This window comes from Pseudomonas graminis (assembly GCF_004364335.1).
GTDB classification, from domain to species: domain Bacteria; phylum Pseudomonadota; class Gammaproteobacteria; order Pseudomonadales; family Pseudomonadaceae; genus Aquipseudomonas; species Aquipseudomonas graminis_D.
On sequence record NZ_SOCR01000018.1, the window covers coordinates 48,247 to 63,288 of the forward strand.

Annotated in this window: 14 protein-coding genes and 4 pseudogenes; 13 read left to right on the forward strand and 5 right to left on the reverse strand. The window is 55.1% G+C overall.

Annotated elements, in window-relative coordinates; genetic code table 11:
- The first annotated feature begins 454 nt into the window (after positions 1 to 454).
- The 4 genes and pseudogenes from EC919_RS28045 (at position 455) to EC919_RS25930 (ending at position 4,831) form a co-directional block, all read left to right on the forward strand.
- Entirely contained in the window at positions 455 to 772 is a 318-nt protein-coding gene (locus tag EC919_RS28045) for a hypothetical protein (RefSeq protein ID WP_432213853.1), read from the forward strand.
- Positions 751 to 2,079 (forward strand): annotated as a pseudogene (locus EC919_RS25920) (methyl-accepting chemotaxis protein); the annotation flags it as partial. The gene EC919_RS28045 and the pseudogene EC919_RS25920, both read left to right, overlap by 22 nt.
- Before the next feature lie 538 nt (positions 2,080 to 2,617).
- Positions 2,618 to 4,120, forward strand: coding sequence for a M10 family metallopeptidase C-terminal domain-containing protein (locus tag EC919_RS25925; RefSeq protein WP_133777143.1), 1,503 nt, complete (start codon positions 2,618 to 2,620; stop codon positions 4,118 to 4,120).
- 348 nt (positions 4,121 to 4,468) lie between these two features.
- A complete protein-coding gene (locus EC919_RS25930; protein ID WP_133777144.1) occupies positions 4,469 to 4,831 on the forward strand; it encodes a response regulator in 363 nt (120 codons plus the stop codon).
- 116 nt (positions 4,832 to 4,947) lie between these two features.
- Here the strand turns inward: EC919_RS25930 and EC919_RS28050 are convergent, their stop codons facing one another.
- Positions 4,948 to 5,220 carry a hypothetical protein gene (locus tag EC919_RS28050; protein WP_432213855.1) on the reverse strand — a complete coding sequence of 91 codons (273 nt, stop codon included), beginning with the start codon at positions 5,218 to 5,220 and terminating at the stop codon, positions 4,948 to 4,950.
- Positions 5,221 to 5,256: 36 nt separating this feature from the next.
- Positions 5,257 to 5,570: pseudogene (locus tag EC919_RS28055) on the reverse strand (methyl-accepting chemotaxis protein); the annotation flags it as partial.
- A 338-nt stretch (positions 5,571 to 5,908) separates the two neighbouring features.
- On the opposite strand from EC919_RS28055, the gene EC919_RS25940 reads away from it, so the two are divergent.
- Positions 5,909 to 6,256: a hypothetical protein gene (locus EC919_RS25940; protein ID WP_133777145.1), complete on the forward strand. Its 348-nt coding sequence runs from the start codon at positions 5,909 to 5,911 to the stop codon at positions 6,254 to 6,256.
- A 517-nt stretch (positions 6,257 to 6,773) separates the two neighbouring features.
- On the opposite strand, the gene EC919_RS27265 is transcribed toward EC919_RS25940, so the two are convergent.
- Positions 6,774 to 6,911 carry a hypothetical protein gene (locus tag EC919_RS27265; protein WP_166650639.1) on the reverse strand — a complete coding sequence of 46 codons (138 nt, stop codon included), beginning with the start codon at positions 6,909 to 6,911 and terminating at the stop codon, positions 6,774 to 6,776.
- A gap of 434 nt (positions 6,912 to 7,345) precedes the next feature.
- On the opposite strand from EC919_RS27265, the gene EC919_RS25945 reads away from it, so the two are divergent.
- Together EC919_RS25945 and EC919_RS25950 are read left to right on the forward strand one after the other, a co-directional pair.
- Positions 7,346 to 8,542: an MFS transporter gene (locus EC919_RS25945; RefSeq protein ID WP_133777146.1), complete on the forward strand. Its 1,197-nt coding sequence runs from the start codon at positions 7,346 to 7,348 to the stop codon at positions 8,540 to 8,542.
- Positions 8,543 to 8,960: 418 nt separating this feature from the next.
- Complete coding sequence (locus EC919_RS25950; RefSeq protein WP_133777147.1) at positions 8,961 to 9,590, forward strand: LysE family translocator; 630 nt, start codon at positions 8,961 to 8,963, stop codon at positions 9,588 to 9,590.
- A 50-nt stretch (positions 9,591 to 9,640) separates the two neighbouring features.
- Here the strand turns inward: EC919_RS25950 and EC919_RS25955 are convergent.
- Positions 9,641 to 9,963 (reverse strand): annotated as a pseudogene (locus EC919_RS25955) (IS66 family transposase); the annotation flags it as partial.
- On the opposite strand from EC919_RS25955, the gene EC919_RS25960 reads away from it, so the two are divergent.
- A complete protein-coding gene (locus EC919_RS25960; RefSeq protein WP_133777148.1) occupies positions 9,953 to 10,309 on the forward strand; it encodes a hypothetical protein in 357 nt (118 codons plus the stop codon). The pseudogene EC919_RS25955 and the gene EC919_RS25960 overlap by 11 nt on opposite strands.
- A gap of 221 nt (positions 10,310 to 10,530) precedes the next feature.
- Here EC919_RS25960 and EC919_RS25965 read toward each other — a convergent pair whose 3' ends face one another.
- Positions 10,531 to 11,664, reverse strand: coding sequence for a sensor histidine kinase (locus EC919_RS25965; RefSeq protein WP_133777149.1), 1,134 nt, complete (start codon positions 11,662 to 11,664; stop codon positions 10,531 to 10,533).
- Between the two features lie 92 nt (positions 11,665 to 11,756).
- Between EC919_RS25965 and EC919_RS25970 the strand changes: the two are divergent.
- The 5 genes and pseudogenes from EC919_RS25970 to EC919_RS27270 all read left to right on the forward strand — a co-directional run.
- A pseudogene (locus EC919_RS25970) lies at positions 11,757 to 11,909 on the forward strand (IS66 family transposase); the annotation flags it as partial.
- 17 nt (positions 11,910 to 11,926) lie between these two features.
- Positions 11,927 to 12,142: a hypothetical protein gene (locus tag EC919_RS25975; RefSeq protein ID WP_133777150.1), complete on the forward strand. Its 216-nt coding sequence runs from the start codon at positions 11,927 to 11,929 to the stop codon at positions 12,140 to 12,142.
- Positions 12,143 to 12,349: 207 nt separating this feature from the next.
- Entirely contained in the window at positions 12,350 to 12,658 is a 309-nt protein-coding gene (locus tag EC919_RS25980; protein WP_133777151.1) for a putative quinol monooxygenase, read from the forward strand.
- A 1,168-nt stretch (positions 12,659 to 13,826) separates the two neighbouring features.
- Positions 13,827 to 14,639: a TIGR02391 family protein gene (locus EC919_RS25990; protein WP_133777153.1), complete on the forward strand. Its 813-nt coding sequence runs from the start codon at positions 13,827 to 13,829 to the stop codon at positions 14,637 to 14,639.
- Between the two features lie 18 nt (positions 14,640 to 14,657).
- Positions 14,658 to 14,795, forward strand: a complete 138-nt coding sequence (locus tag EC919_RS27270; RefSeq protein WP_166650640.1) for a hypothetical protein — start codon at positions 14,658 to 14,660, stop codon at positions 14,793 to 14,795.
- The last annotated feature ends 247 nt before the right edge of the window (positions 14,796 to 15,042 follow it).

Here is a 15,042-nt window from a genome sequence, read left to right on the forward strand (position 1 = left end):
GAACGCGGACACGGTCAAACCCGTGTTACGGCTTGTAAAATGATCGAACAATAGAAAGTCCCCCTGGCAAGCCAGAAACCGCCTCATCCTTATCGTTACCCTCCAGATCTGCGGCGTTATCACCAGCTAGGGTGCAACAAAGCTGCACGTCCGTATGGGTGAAGCGAGGCGGGAAATGAACGCTGCGGATGCTGCTCAGAAAACCGGAGGCTTAAAATTGGTTTGATGCAGGAAACGTTGCTGGGCTGGCTCCCAAGCCTCGGCCTTCAATGACCGGGGCCGAGGCCGTAAGGGAGGGACGTGTTTCGCTCCTAAGCCAAATCTACTTAGCGGATCAATTTGAATCGCCCCGGATTTCGTAGACACCTCCGTGCCTTAAACTTGTGCCCCTTTTTGCCGATGGCCTCCGAGCAAAACTCAAAATTTTCTGCGTTGCATCCCTCGGAGTTACGCCGTGAATCTACGTTCTCTAAATATCGCGCCGCGCGCCGCCTTATGTTTCGGGCTGATCACCCTGTTAGTCATTGCCCTTGGCGGCTTCGCCTACGTTCAGTTAGGGAAACTACGTGGCACTGAACAGGATATCGAGAAAAATTGGCTGACTAGCGTTCAGACAGCCGACGGTATCCAGATTGCCCTGCTTGATGCGCGCCTGGAAAGCATCCGCCTATTGGCTACGTCCAACCCCAAGAGCGCGCTGCTGCCCTGCGGCATCTGGAAGATGCTAAGCACGTACTCAACGAGCGTACTGATTTTTACCGAAAAAACCTGATTGCTGACCAGGAAGCAGGGGCTAAATTTGAAGCCGCCGCCACACTGATGAAGCAATACCTTGAGGGGCTACAGCGCATCGTCGATCTAGAATCCACCCAACATGAGCAGGCAGTAACCTTCGCCAATACTGAACAACGTGATCGAGCTAGCGCCCATCAGACCAAACTCAGTGAACTGCGCCAACACAATTCCGACGGTGCTGCCGCTGCGGGCCTCACTGCCACCGAGGTGTATGCCCACAGCATTACCATTATCGACGCCGTGGTGCTCGCCGCGCTGGTTTTGACCCTGGTGCTGGCCACCCTGCTGACGCGCAGCATCGTTCACCCCTTGAGCGCCTCGCTGAAAATGGCTGAGGAAATCGCCGCCGGGGACCTCCGCCTGAGCTTGGAGGTCAAGGGCAACGATGAGTCCGCGCGCTTGATGCGCGCGCTCAACACCATGCAAGGTAACTTGCGCAGCACCATCGGTCAGATATCAGATGCGTCTTCGCAGCTCAGCTCCGCAGCCGTAGAGATGACCTCGATAACCGAAAGCTCCAGCCGCACTATGCAACAGCAGAACAGCGAGATTGAACAGGCTGCTACCGCCGTCACTCAGATGAGCGCCGCCGTCGACGAAGTCGCACGCAACGCTGCTTCAACTTCCGAATCAGCAAAGGATTGCACTCAGGCTGCTGCCACTGGTAATCAAAAAGTCAGCGAAACCCTGCAGGCCATGCGCACTCTTACCGACCGTGTGGAGCTGACTTCGGAACAGGTCCAAGGCCTCGCTGGCCAGGCGCAGGACATCAGCAAGGTACTGAGCGTCATTCGCGCCATCGCTGAACAGACCAATCTGCTCGCGCTAAACGCTGCCATAGAAGCGGCCCGAGCCGGTGAGCAGGGCCGAGGTTTTGCTGTAGTGGCTGATGAGGTTCGGGCCCTGGCGCACCGCACGCAAACCTCGACGCAAGAGATCGAACAGATGATTTCCAGCATCCAGGCCGGAACGTCACAGGTGGTAGACTCGATGAGCAGCAGTACCGTAGAGGTACATAATACCCAGCGTACTGCTGACGAAGCCGGGGTGTCGCTGAAGGCTATCGCCGACTCAGTGCAGTTGATCGACGACCGTAATCAGCAGATTGCCACGGCTTCTGAAGAACAGGCCCACGTGGCTCGCGAAGTGGATCGCGCGTTGGTAAGCATCCGCAACCTGTCACTACAGAGCAGCGAGGGCACGCAGCAGACCTTGATGGCCAGTAACGAACTGTCGCAGTTGGCGGTTAACTTGAATCAGATGGTAGCGCGCTTCAAAACCTGAAACTCTCATGAACCAAGCAACTAGCGCGCCATAGGCTTGCTGGTTTATCCAAGGCGACAAGTCACCCAGTCCACCACCAGCTCACGAACAACGGTAGTCGCTTAATGAGTGTTGCAGCTATCGTTGTGAGCCTATGGGGTCATTCATGCCTTCCTCAGCTTGGACATTGCCAGGAGGACGTTAAGCAAGCCGACTTCTATGGCGTCTTTGCCTTCGAAAATTGCGAACTAGCCAGCCGTAGCCTCACTGAGCATGCGATCCCTTATGCTCTGAAAGGAGAAACGTCGAGTTTTTACTGCAACAAAGAGACATCAGAATCGGCCTCAGATAAATAGGGCAATTAGACCTGCCCCATGATGTGCCGCGTGAGTAATTTGGGTTTTGTTGTCTCTGGACGGATGCGGATAATCAAACAAACACTCCTTTGACGGGTCTACCACGCAGTGGCTGGCATTGATGACGCTGACGATGCTCGTTCTGACTGGGTCTTCCATTTAAGGCGGGCACAGTGCCCCATCCTCTTATCACGAGAAAAAACATGGTTCAGGCAAAGAAAACAGCACTGCAGAGTGAAGCGGATGACGCGGTTGTCATGACCCCTCATGGCACGTATGACAGCTACACCGGCACGGCAGATGACGACACCATCACGGGCACCACAAAGCGGGATTTCATCTTTGGCGGCGATGGCGACGACATCCTCACCGGCCAGGCAGGTGAGCCCAACCCGTTCAACAACCCGCAGGATCGCTATAACGGCGGCGCGGGCGTCGATACGATCACCAGCCACTCCGCTTATTACTACGGGAGCACGTTCGTCTACACCTCGGTGACGGACAGTTACTTTGACGCACAAGGCTCCCACTCTGACCTGATCAAAAACTTCCAATCCAGTGATGTGCTTGATCTGACAGCGCTTGGGCTGGAGCGCGTGGGCGATGGCCACAACGGCGATCTGGCGGTGACCTACAACGCCATTGAGGACATCACCTATGTTCGCTCGCTGGATAAGAACGCTCAGGGCCAGGCATTCGAAGTGCGACTGGAAGGCGACCATGCCGCTCAGCTTGGCACGCAAAACTTCGCCCTCCGTTACGACCTGACTGCAGATAGCAATGGTCGCGAACATGGGCTCAGCGACAAGCAATACGTCATCACCGGGACCGATGGCGATGACTTTCTGGTCGTTCCCCGCTCCGGCAACATCGTGACCGGTGCAGGCGGAGCGGACGAGATGTATGGCGGCGGTTCCCGTAACACATTTGTCTTCGAGCATCTCACCGATAGCTTCGTGAACGACGGCACAGGCCAGTCCAGCGTTGACCTCATCCACAGCTTCAGCCTCGGTGACGGTGATCTGCTGGACGTTTCGGCACTGGGGTTCACCGGCCTTGGGAATGGCTACAACGGCACGCTCAATTACAGCTACGACAGCGAAGCGGGTTACGCGATTGCCCAATCCTTCGAGGCCGATCAAGACGGCAACCGATTCGCCGTGCACCTGACGCAATACGACCGGGATCCGCTCACAGGTCTGCAGGACATGGACCGGTTCACCTTTGCCGGGGACAATGCAGCAGACCGCGCCAGCCAGACGCTGACCGGCGATAACTACCGTGACACCTTCACCAACTCGACCGCGGGTGGCATCCTCGTCGGAGGCGGTGATGATGACCTGTTGGTGGGCAATACTGGCGTCGATACCTTCCGATACGTCGAGAAGAGCGACAGTTTTCGGGGCAACTCGGACTTCATTCAGAATTTCGACGCCACGCAGGACCGCATCGATGTATCAGCGCTGGGCTACACAGGCCTTGGCGACGGCACCGACGGCACGCTTAAGTTGATCTACGACACAGCCCTGCACCGCACCTATCTCAAGGATTACGAAGCGGACGCTGACGGTAACCGATTCGAGATCAGTATCGACAAGAACGTTGCCAAGACTTTCACCGCCGATAACCTGATCGTGGCCGACGCGAACGCTGCGCATATCGAGCTTGTGGGTCTTGCCCCTGCCGACTTGCATCCGATGGGCTGACCCTAGAGGCTTGGAAGTGGCCTAGGTCTTGACGTAAGTAACTCTTCAGACCTCTATTGCCCTGCTATCGGCTGCTTTGGCCCCAAAGCAGCCGTCGGACCCGGACTTACGGACTGTGCTACTGGTTAGCAGCGTACAACGGGTGTCACGTTCAATCGACCCCCACAGACAAGCCCGCCCCGGCGGGCTTTTTTGCGCCTGCTCGACGCCGGAAGGTCTCCCCCTAGTCTTGCCCACTCATCCGCCTGATGGCTCGAAATCGCGTACTGAGTGTCCATTCAGCTACATAGGCCTGATTATTCAGGCTGCCCCTTAAAGATCCCCCATCCTCACGACCGGATCTAGCGTATGAGTTCGATTATCCTTGTCGAAGATGAGCCAGTTATATTGACGATCATGACGGATGTCCTGGAAATGGACGGGCATGAGGTCAAGGCGTTTTGCGAAGCTGATTCAGCCTGGAATCACATTCAGAGCTACGGCTTTAACGCCGATTTGCTGATTACCGACCTTAGAATGCCAGGGACGATCGATGGGGTTCAGCTAGCCCACAACGTACACGCGCTGCTACCACTGATGCCTGTGGTTGTGGCATCCGGGTTCCATGCCGCTGCTGATAGCTTGGACGGTGATCACGTGTATTGGCTACAGAAGCCGTTCGGCCTTGATCAGCTGCGGGAGCTTTGTCACAAGCTCACTCCCCACGGCTGAGATAGCGAAGTGGAACGTCCGTACGCTTTGTTGCGTGCCGTCCACTCCTCTATTCAGGCAAGGCTGGGAAAGACGGCTGGCACCTACAACTGTTTGGCTGAATTTTTTCCTCGGTTCTAAAGCTTGAACTGCCCAACCAGCGTGTTAGACGACATAGCCAGCCGCGATAACTCGTGACTTGATGCGCTGGTTTGGTTGGCCCCAGTAGCCGTCTGGGTGGACAGATCTTGGATGTTCACTAGGTTGCGGTCTACTTCACGGGCTACCTGAGCCTGTTCCTCAGCAGCGCTGACAATCACCAAGTTGCGCTCGTTGATCTGGTTAACGCCTTCGCTGATCTGTTCAAGAGCTAGCCCTGCTTCCGTCGCTAACGCCTGGGTGCTTTGCACGATAGTCCCACATGGCATGCACCGCTTCGTCGACTCCGTTACGAATCCGATCGATCATGGCTTCAATTTCACCTGTTGACGATTGGGTACGATGAGCCAACGCGCGAACTTCATCGGCCACAACTGCAAAAACCTCGGCCTTGCTCACCTGCCCTAGCGGCCGCGATCGCAGCGTTCAGGGCTAGCAGGTTGGTCTGCTCGGCAATGCCACGAATGACCTCCAGAACCTTGGTGATGTCATGAATCTGTCCAGCTAAGGCCTCCACGCGCTGGGTGGAGTCTGTAATTTCAACGGTTACAGTGTTGATGGCCGTCACGGCCTGCTGCACCTGTTTCTGGCCCTTTGAGGCGTCTTCAGCCGTCTGACTTATGAGCGGCTGTTGTCTGAGCGTCAAGGGATTTGGTGGGGTGTTGCAAGGTATGGAGACGACGAGCGCATCGGAGCCAGCCGTCCAGCCGCTATGACGTTGTAAATGTTCTTCGTGGCGCCTGCGAGCGTAGTCAGGCGCATAACGATGGCACCTGTCCAGATCGGACGTCTGCAGTATGTAACTTTCCTGGTGATGGTGTTGTCAAATAGCCACTATGGCTCTGGTAGGTCGAACGCTGAAGATGCTGATATCAGACGAGCCAAATCTTAGCTGAGCTAAGCCGCAGTTCTGCCCTGCGCAATCAACGAGAGTCGAACATGTCTTACCAGATCAAACAGCCCTCGGGCTTTCCAAGCCTCCCACCCGGCCACATCAACGCTCTGGAGCTCGCCCCGGAGCTGCATAGCATGGCGGATACTCTGTTGTACAAGATCCATATGGCAGACTCGCTCGAGCAACTGAAGTGGACGCATGGCCGAGCGGATGGATTTGCTTTGGGACTGAATGTGGCCGAGCGGTTAACCCTGTGGCAAGCCGACTATCTAATGGCGTGTTATGCCGCTGCACGTAAAAAATGCGAGGTCCGGCTTAAAGCAATAGCCGATGCCTGCCAGTGTAAAGCTGCAGTTTTTTCTGAGACTGCCGCGCTTAACGCGGCTATCTGAAAGGTGCAAGCCTTTGAGATATGGATAGATGTGACCTAAAAGTTCGGCGTGTTGGATAAGCCTTGGTGATCGCTTAAACGAGGCGCCGACAACTGGCAGCCAAAGGTCGATGCCGACGGCCTGCCGCTGGAGCACCCGCACGACTCCTAATGACGGGATTACATTAAATCCTTCTAAGGATTTCTTACTGCGTTTTACAGCTGTCCGATTGGACGGTTGATGACTGCCGATTTGACAGCAGAGGATATGCGTCAGGCGTTGTTTGGTTCAGCACCTGGTGCTGTGCCTGCGCGCGCAGCAGCAAGGTCAGCGGGCTAGGGTAATCACGCTTCGACTATCTACTGCAAAACGCAGGGCACCTAGATGGTTCACCCCAAGATTGTGGGAGGCAGGGATGGTGGCCCGCGTGCCTTTCCGCTTGCTGGCCGCTGTAATCCAAGGGGACAAGTCCCCTTGGATTACAGCGATTCCAAGAACATGAAAAATACGAGGCCTAGAAGCTTCCAGCAGGAAGAATCTACTTTTTCTTTTTATCCGGGGTTTGAGTCAGTGCTGAACCAGCGACGGATTTCTCTGCAGCGGAAGATTTCTCGTCCTTCAGTTGCTTGCCTGCTTTTGACGCTACTCCTTTGCTGGTTTTTTCATTATTCGCCATATTGAGCCTCCAGTGGGCGTGCCGGTGGTGGCACGCTGTCTCATTTGAGGTATAGCTGACAGGCTAGCCGTGGGCTAATCTTTGATGGAAAAATACCTATGAATATAGGGGAAAAGGTCAACACTCGTTGTCCTCAGTGCAAAAGCTCGAACCTACTGCGTAAGTGTCCGGTGAACACACCTGCACGGCCGCTTAGTCCGAGTGTGTCCTCGTATTTAGCAGCATCCGTTGTCTGTAAGGGCGATGCCGGCCGTGTAACTCAGGGCTTCTGAAAATGGCTAGGCTAACCTGTTAAGGAACTGCACGTTGAGGCTGACCATGCAGTTCTGTTAAGCTTCGCGGCAGACATTGCGCGCCGCTGCGCATTGCGTAAGCGTTAACGTCAACCAACGCACACCTGGGATTTTCTATCCCACAGTTGTGCGTAGGTAAAAATGCCGCATTCCTCCTCGACGGCTCACGTCGCAAAATCTACTTTTAGTTTCTCCCTGCTGATGGGTGTTCTGCTGATCGCAGCTAACCTTCGAGCTCCCATAACCGCCATAGGGCCCGTGTTGTCCCAGATCCAGGACTTCTTTAACTTCAGTCCTTCGGTGGCGGGACTGCTCAATGCGTTGCCCCTACTAATGTTCGCGTGCGCTTCACCACTGGCTCCCTGGTTGACTCGTCGCTTTGGCTTGGAGCATGCCCTGCTGGGAGCCTTGGTGATGATCGCCGTAGGCGCGCTAACCCGCTCCACCGGCCTTTATAGCTGTCTATGGCTCGGAACACTGCTGATCGGCGCGGGTATAGCTGTCGCCAATGTTCTGGTCGTACCGCTAGTGAAGCGTGACTTCCCTGATCATACTGCTTTGTGCATCGGGCTGTATGCCGCGACCATGGCGCTGCTGGCTGCGCTCGCCAGCGGACTTGCCGCACCATTGTCAGCACTGTCGAGCTATGCTTGGCAGCTTTCCTTGGGTGTTTGGTTCTGTCTCGCTCTGGTGGCTGCAATTTGCTGGTGGCCTCACGCTAAGAGTGCTCGTGCGCGTAGCGCTTTCCCCGTACCTGCAGGACGCACCACGGTATGGCGCAGTGCGGTCGCCTGGCAAATATCGATGTTCATGGCTTTGCAGACCGTGACGTTCTACACCCTGATTGACTGGTTCCCGGCAATGGCCGCCTCGACTGGTATTGGCGCCACGCAAGCAGGCGTTTACCTTTTTGCCTATCAAGCAATTGCGGTAGTGGCCAACCTATCGACATCGGTAGCAATCAAACGTCTGCATGACCAGCGACTGCTGGGCTTTATTTGCTCCGTAGCCATTGTTATTGGTGTGCTAGGGCTGATTTTTGCGCCGGCAATATCACTGGTCTGGCTGCTATTCGCAGGCGTGGGAGCGGGCATGTCAATGGTGACGTGTTTAAGCCTTTTCGGTCTACGCGCTCGTGATCATCACGAAGCTAGTTCGTTGTCGGCCATGGGCCAGTGCGTAGGTTACGGGCTCGGCGCGAGCGGCCCTTTTCTTGCCGGGTGGCTGCACGGTTTGACATCGAGTTGGCACCTCCCTCTATTGGTTTTGCTAGCAGCAGCTCTAATGCAAGTTGTCTTCGCCGTACTGGCTGGTCGCGCGCGGTATGTAGGCCAATAAGCGAGCCACTCACATGCCGGGAGACTGCTGAGGCTTCACGAGCGCGGTGTGTCAAAAAGCCGTAAGCGGCTGGGCATCACAGGTTGCGCGACGGCCCTCAATTTTGCAGTAGCGAATCTGTATCTGCGCTCGGCCACTGCGCAGTCAGCCGTGTGAGATCGTCCGTGAGGCATGCATTTGGCTCATGCCGACCGGCCTTGTCGACTGGATCAAACTGATGATCGCAGCAGCGCTTTTTCGCTGCGTAGGTATCTCGTGAGAGCCCGTTCGCGTTTCTGCGTGCCCTATTGATCCATGCCCCAGCAGCAGTTAACGCTCCCTGGAAATCGACTGTTGCTATTAGATTGACTCTGTCTGTAGCTACCTCGATATCAATATTCTACTTACCGTCGTCGCTCAATCCGACGGAGTGATGCCCATGCCTGATGCAGCCAATCTCTATCTGTTCGTTTGCGCCGCGATACTCCTGTTGATCGTTCCGGGCCCGAACATGGCTTTTGTGACGAGCCATGCGTTGGCCCATGGTCGACGTGCGGGCTTCGCTGCCGCTCTTGGTGTTTCCTTTTCTGACGTGCTGATGACCGCTTTGGTCAGCGCAGGTATTGGCGCAATGGTAATGAGCTGGGCACCAGCATTCGAACTACTGCGCTTAGTCGGGGCGTTTTATCTCATATGGATCGCCTGGCAAGCTTTAAAAACGCCAGCTGTGACCCAGGACATTCAACCTAAGTTGGCTTCCCTGTGGAAGATCTTCGCTCAAGCCACCCTCAACAGCCTATTGAATCCTAAGGCGCTTTTATTCTTTATGGTATTCCTGCCTCAATTCGTCAGCGCAACAACTGGCGATGTTAGCCTCCAATTAATGTTCCTTGGAACGCTGCTCGCGCTGATCGCGCTTATCTTCCATACCGTACTTGGGATGTGTGCCGGCCAGCTAAGAGGGAAACTGGGCAGCGGCGGGATCTCCACGCGTCTGGGAACTTATGATTTTGCTGCAGTGATGGCAGCGTTAGCAGCACGCTTATTGTTTCTTGACCGCCCGCTTTGAAGTGCGGGACAGAGCGGGGGAAAGCATCCGCCGGAGTACTGTTGAATCACTCAGGCGGAAACCCACTGATGCGGAAGCAGTTGCTCAATCTCGCTTGCCCGCTGCGTTGACAGCCGCGTCAGCACATCCTTGAGATATGCATAGGGGTCATACCCATTGATGCGCGCCGACTGGTCAAGCTCATGATCGCCGCCGCCCGCTTGCCGCTGCGCAGCGAGCCGGCAAATAACCAGTTCGGCCTACCTAGCGCCCACGGCCGGATTAGGTTCTCGATTTGATTGTTGTCGATGGGCACAGCACCATCTTCCAGGTAGCGCGTCAGCGCTACCCAACGTTTGAGGCTGTAATCCAAGGCCTTAGCTGTGGCCGAACCCTCGGAAAATCAGCGTGGCAAAAAAGTCATCGTGAAAAGCGGCACGGTTTATAACACCGTCGGCGCAGCTAAATCTTACTTCGATGCTTTACAGGAGGGGACGGCCATCGAGGGCAGGCTCTCAGATCCTGATCGGTCTGACGTGCTCGACATCTACCATCGTTATTGCCAACTCGACAGCTGGGATGGAGAGGTAAAAGACACGATTGATGTGGTTGCTGTCTGGGACAATAGGCCACGTGGGCCAGGTCAATACGCTCAAACGAAGACCTTCGCAGTGGTTTCCGAGTCTGGCGAACGCTCCATTTTCAGCATCGGTAAAGCGTTGGCCAAAATAGCGGTGTGATCAATAAACCGAGAATCACGGAAAAGCCTTTGAACTGGCGTTCAAGCACCGCGAGCTGGACAGTGGGCCAGAGGTATACCGGACCTGCAATGAAGATTGCGTTCAGTAAGTCTTCGGTGCTGCATCGTCCTAAGCCGCTTGGGGGACATTTGACGCGATTGAGATGTGCAGCACCTTGTTATGGGAGGGAAGAGGCTGGCCATCCTGCCATAGGCATTGGATCAGACGGCATCTTTTTCAGCGAAAGGGATATTCACCACGAATTCCGTTCCGCGCTTCTCGTCTGAGGTTACCTCGATGACGCCATCATGAGCTGCCACAATCTGAGCCGCGATATACAAGCCCAGCCCCAGGCTCGCTTGTGGACCGCGATCCTGGGTGTCTTGCAGACAATATTGCCCCATTGGATTGAAGAGAGCAGGGAGGCGCTCGCTAGGAATGGCGTTCCCACGGTTGTGAACACGAAACTCCAGTGAATCGCCCTTTGTCCCAAGAGTGATCTTCACCGGTGACGTCGCCTTACCGTGCTGCAGCGCATTGCCTATCAGATTAGAAAATACCTGCTCGAGACGAGCGCTATCAAAACGTCCTTCTACGTTCCCCGTCGAGTTCAATATCAGATTCGCATCAGGATGGACCGCTCGACATTCATCGACAATTCGCTCGCACACGGGCGCGATGTTGATCAATGTTCGATGGACGGGTATTCCTGGGCCCAACTGCGCACGGGTGAAATCAAGAAGGTCGCCTACGATAGCCGAGGCACGCCCCACGCTTGTATGTACCTGCGCAGCAGCCTTGGTGGCCTTGGTTCCCAAGGCGTCAGTACGCAGCAGTCTTTCAGCGCTCAACAAAATGGCGCTCAGTGGTGCCCGCAGATCATGACCCAGCACGCCTAGGAAAATATTGTGCGAAGCTTGGACTGTCTCCGTGTAGCTGGCGATGGATTCAACGAGAGCCTGGTCGATGGCTTCGTTGAAGCGTATTACATCGACCTCAAACGATTCGTCCTGCTTGGCCTGCTTCATCCATAGACGCATCACGCTTGCACGCAAGGCTCGAAACTCCGCCACAACCTGGTTGATCGAAAATCCAGTCATCAACCGGCCGACGGCGTGAGACTTAGCCGCGCTATCCGTATCTGAAGGTCCGTGACCGTGTGATTTTTCGATTTGCTGTTCAGCAGATTGCTCGGTATTCAGATCGGTGGCGATAGCTCGAAGCATCCTTTCTGCATGATCGCGTAGCGCTTCGGCATCAAGAGGTTTGCCGGCGATTGGCAGGGTACGAGCGAAACTTTCCCATTCTTGAACAATGGGTTTGATGTTTTCGATCAAGAAATTGGACAAGCGCATGGCCGTCTCCCTGTAATTAGGCCAAGCGCCTAGACTGGCGCGCTGATCGCTTAGTAAAACATCAATCAAACGAGTGGGGAAATCAACGTCGTCGACACGAAAAGATCTTCGGCCGTGTCGGCCTGACCATACCGCGCTCGACACTGGCGCAGTGGGAGGGTCAAACCGGCGTGCAGTTCCAGCCCCTGGTCGATGCGCTGCGCGAAGTGGTGCTGGCCCAGCGCGTGGTTCACGCCGATGAAACGCGGAATAAAAGCAACTAATGAGCATCGAACAAGACGAAATGGAAAGCTTTGAGCTGGTTTTCAGCGTGCAAATCGACGAGGGCCGAATACTTGAATTGTTGGTCGACGACATTTCTTCGGGTGACTGCGTATGGCAGGTCACGAATGCAAGCGGGCAGGTGTTGGAGCGTTCCGAGATTTACCAGGATCAGGCGCACTGCCTGCGTGATGGTCTGAACAAAACATTGAAGTAGAAAACGCACCAGGTACACCCGAGCCCCGGCCTAAAACCGGGGCCGAGTACGTGGAAGGATGCTGCTCTGGTGTCCACCAAATCGAAGGAATGAGGGTGGCGGCCCAGTAACAGTAGCCTCCCTGTTTTTTCTGAATGAATACCTTAAGTGGCATGTCTCATGCGCTGACGGCTCCATTCCGGCGCCGGCATTGCCAGGACTCCCCACATGACTTCACCTCTTAACGTCGTCGCGATCATGAAAGCCAAGCCAGGCAAGGAAGCGCAATTGAAAAACCTGCTGCAATCCGCCCTGCCGCAATTCCAGCACGAGCCTGGGTGCCAGGCCTATGCGCTGTTGATGGATCTCGAAGACCCCACCCGCTTTGTTTCCTACGAAAGCTGGGACGATGAAGCGGCACTGCAAGCGCACATGAAGGCCCCGACCCTGACAAACGCTATGCCGGTTCTGGAAAATATCCTAGCTGAACCCATGCAGCAGATTCGCCTTAATCAATTGCCGGGCAGCACCGTCTAGGTCGTGGTATGCCATGCACGCGGGATTGACATCCGCTCAAAGGGAATGAGTCATGAAACATCCGCTGTGCACCACAGGCCTTTGGCAGTATCAGGGCGCGTCTTTCGCGTCCGAGAGTGTCAACGGGAAGATCGCTTCCAGAATGTGCCGATGTGCAAAAAGAGATAACAGGTAGGTCATGGATGAAAGCAGAATTCAGTGATGCCCCGGAACGAATTACCCGAAGAGGCCACAGGCGTGGCGTGCAAAATCTTGTCGCGTGCCTGGCAATAGGCAGTGTTATTGGAGTAAGCGCTTTGCTGTGGTCAACCCGATCAGAGCCCCACCGAGGAGTCGCGTCGATGGAATCCAAAGCCCAGGTGTTGAACGCAGAGGTGGACACAGGCTCTGCAATACTCTCGAATCCAACATCGTTGGACACGGGTCCTAACCCCGGGTCTCGGCAAACCAGCTTCAATGATCAGAACTTTGTTCCGACGGGCGCTCACAACATCGTCACCTATCATCACAGCCCCTCTAACCCTCATCGCGCTGAGTCTCCGCAAAAGGTCAAGCTGACGATCGTCCGGCAAACTCCCAGCATGAAGGATCGGGCGTGCTGGCCTTTCAGGCAGGGGAGTATTGAGTCCCGCAACTGTCGGCTTTCAGTGGGCCTCAAGAATCGCGACTAAGGAAAAAATATGCCACGTACTTACCCTCCAGGTTATTGCCCCGACAGATGTTCTGGCGGTCAATCAGATTGTCAGATGACCTTACGAGCAGGATTGCTGAATCAGCTACCAGATGATGTTCGTGCTGAGATAGCAGCACACGGCGGGGCTAAGCGATGCACATACTGCGGACTGGTGTACTTGTCACCGGCCAGCCCACTTGGCGGTCGGCTAGGATTCTGGGATTCCGGTGTTCGAGGCCAAGGCTGGAAAAAGTAGGAAAAACTAAATGGCATTGATTATCGGAATTTTCCTAGGACTGGCATGGAACGCTTTTCTGATGTTCGCGCTAGTGACTTACTGGGCGGATTTATGGGTTGTAGGCAAATTGGTGCTGATTGCTCTGATCGTCATTTTCGCGGTTCCAATGCTATACAGTTTAAGAATGTACTGGGCTCTGTTCTCTGAGCGTAGAGCCGATAAGAGTCGGGACAGGTAGGTAAAGGTGGAGGACTGACATGGCCGCGTTTCCCATCTTCAACACAGACCATTTCGAGTCCATCGCGCGCGAACTGGGCGAGCTCGTCACCGGCACTCAATTGGATCAGTTGTTTGCATCACGAGGTCTTGCCGATGTCTCCGGCCAATCTACCAAGTGGCGGCGCATTCACATCAGCCTGTTAGCGCGCCAGCAGGCTGATCGCTGTGGTAACCATGTTGCGGCTTTCATCATGGCAGTTATGGCGCCGGGCCGGCACGTTAGCGATCAGGGCCGCTATGAGGCTGCCCGCAGCTCGCTGAACAAGGTGCTCGCATTTGATGGCTTGCATGTCGGTGAGGATGGTCAATTCAGACGCGTTGATGCAGCCGCCACCATCACCGATGCCAAACTACGCGCCGACAATGTGGCTATTCGTCTGCGCGGTCGTGAAATTCATCCGGAAATCTTGCGTTATTGTCGTGCGGAGCTGATGCAGGAGAATTATTTCCACGCGGTGTTTGAGGCAGCCAAAAGCATCGCCCAGCGCATCCGCGATATGACTGGACTCCCCCTTGATGGAGCAGCCTTGATCGACAAGTGCTTCGCCGAGAGTCAACCACTTATCTGGATCAACGCTCTGCGTACTGAAACTGAACGATCAGAACACAAAGGCTTTGCTCTGCTGCTAAAAGGTGCGTTTGCCGCAGTTCGCAACCCGACGGCACACGAACCAAAGATCCTCTGGCAAGGGGAGGACGATGCCGCCGATTACTTCACGCTGCTCTCCATGCTGCATCGCAAACTGGATAAAGCCAGGGCCGTGGGGGCTGAAAGAAGGGACTTAACTTGATGTCTGGGAAGGCGGTTTATGAGCGACGATTTGTTGATTTTTGGTGCTGGCGTGGACCGCACGCAGGGCATTGATTTCCCCTTGGCCAATACCTTGTTGGCGGATGTATCCAGCTATCTTGAGCGCCCAAGTACGGCCGTTGATGAGGCGCTATGAGCCATGCTCCCCCGGGCTGAGGTTTAGCTTCGATAGCATGATTGCCAGTGGAAAAGATCGCCCACGGGATCATCGCACCCCATTTCGTAGACGCTCACTGACGCGGTTGACCGAAAGCTGCCTTTTACCACTGTCTGCAATCGGCCGAGGGTGTGTAAAAATATTTTTGAGCGCGACAGGTGCTCGAAACAGGACTGGAAATCGCGCTTCTATGCGAAATCCACATCTACTGACGTGCCGATAAATT

Bases quoted from the DNA above. Each gene is read 5' to 3' on its own strand.
- EC919_RS25945 (WP_133777146.1), top strand. From the start codon at position 7,346: ATGCCGCATTCCTCCTCGACGGCTCACGTCGCAAAATCTACTTTTAGT.
- EC919_RS27270 (WP_166650640.1), top strand. From the start codon at position 14,658: ATGAGCGACGATTTGTTGATTTTTGGTGCTGGCGTGGACCGCACGCAG.
- EC919_RS25925 (WP_133777143.1), top strand. From the start codon at position 2,618: ATGGTTCAGGCAAAGAAAACAGCACTGCAGAGTGAAGCGGATGACGCG.
- EC919_RS25980 (WP_133777151.1), top strand. From the start codon at position 12,350: ATGACTTCACCTCTTAACGTCGTCGCGATCATGAAAGCCAAGCCAGGC.
- EC919_RS25950 (WP_133777147.1), top strand. From the start codon at position 8,961: ATGCCTGATGCAGCCAATCTCTATCTGTTCGTTTGCGCCGCGATACTC.
- EC919_RS25975 (WP_133777150.1), top strand. From the start codon at position 11,927: ATGAGCATCGAACAAGACGAAATGGAAAGCTTTGAGCTGGTTTTCAGC.
- EC919_RS25940 (WP_133777145.1), top strand. From the start codon at position 5,909: ATGTCTTACCAGATCAAACAGCCCTCGGGCTTTCCAAGCCTCCCACCC.
- EC919_RS25965 (WP_133777149.1), bottom strand. From the start codon at position 11,664: ATGCGCTTGTCCAATTTCTTGATCGAAAACATCAAACCCATTGTTCAA.
- EC919_RS25990 (WP_133777153.1), top strand. From the start codon at position 13,827: ATGGCCGCGTTTCCCATCTTCAACACAGACCATTTCGAGTCCATCGCG.
- EC919_RS27265 (WP_166650639.1), bottom strand. From the start codon at position 6,911: ATGGCGAATAATGAAAAAACCAGCAAAGGAGTAGCGTCAAAAGCAGGC.
- EC919_RS25930 (WP_133777144.1), top strand. From the start codon at position 4,469: ATGAGTTCGATTATCCTTGTCGAAGATGAGCCAGTTATATTGACGATC.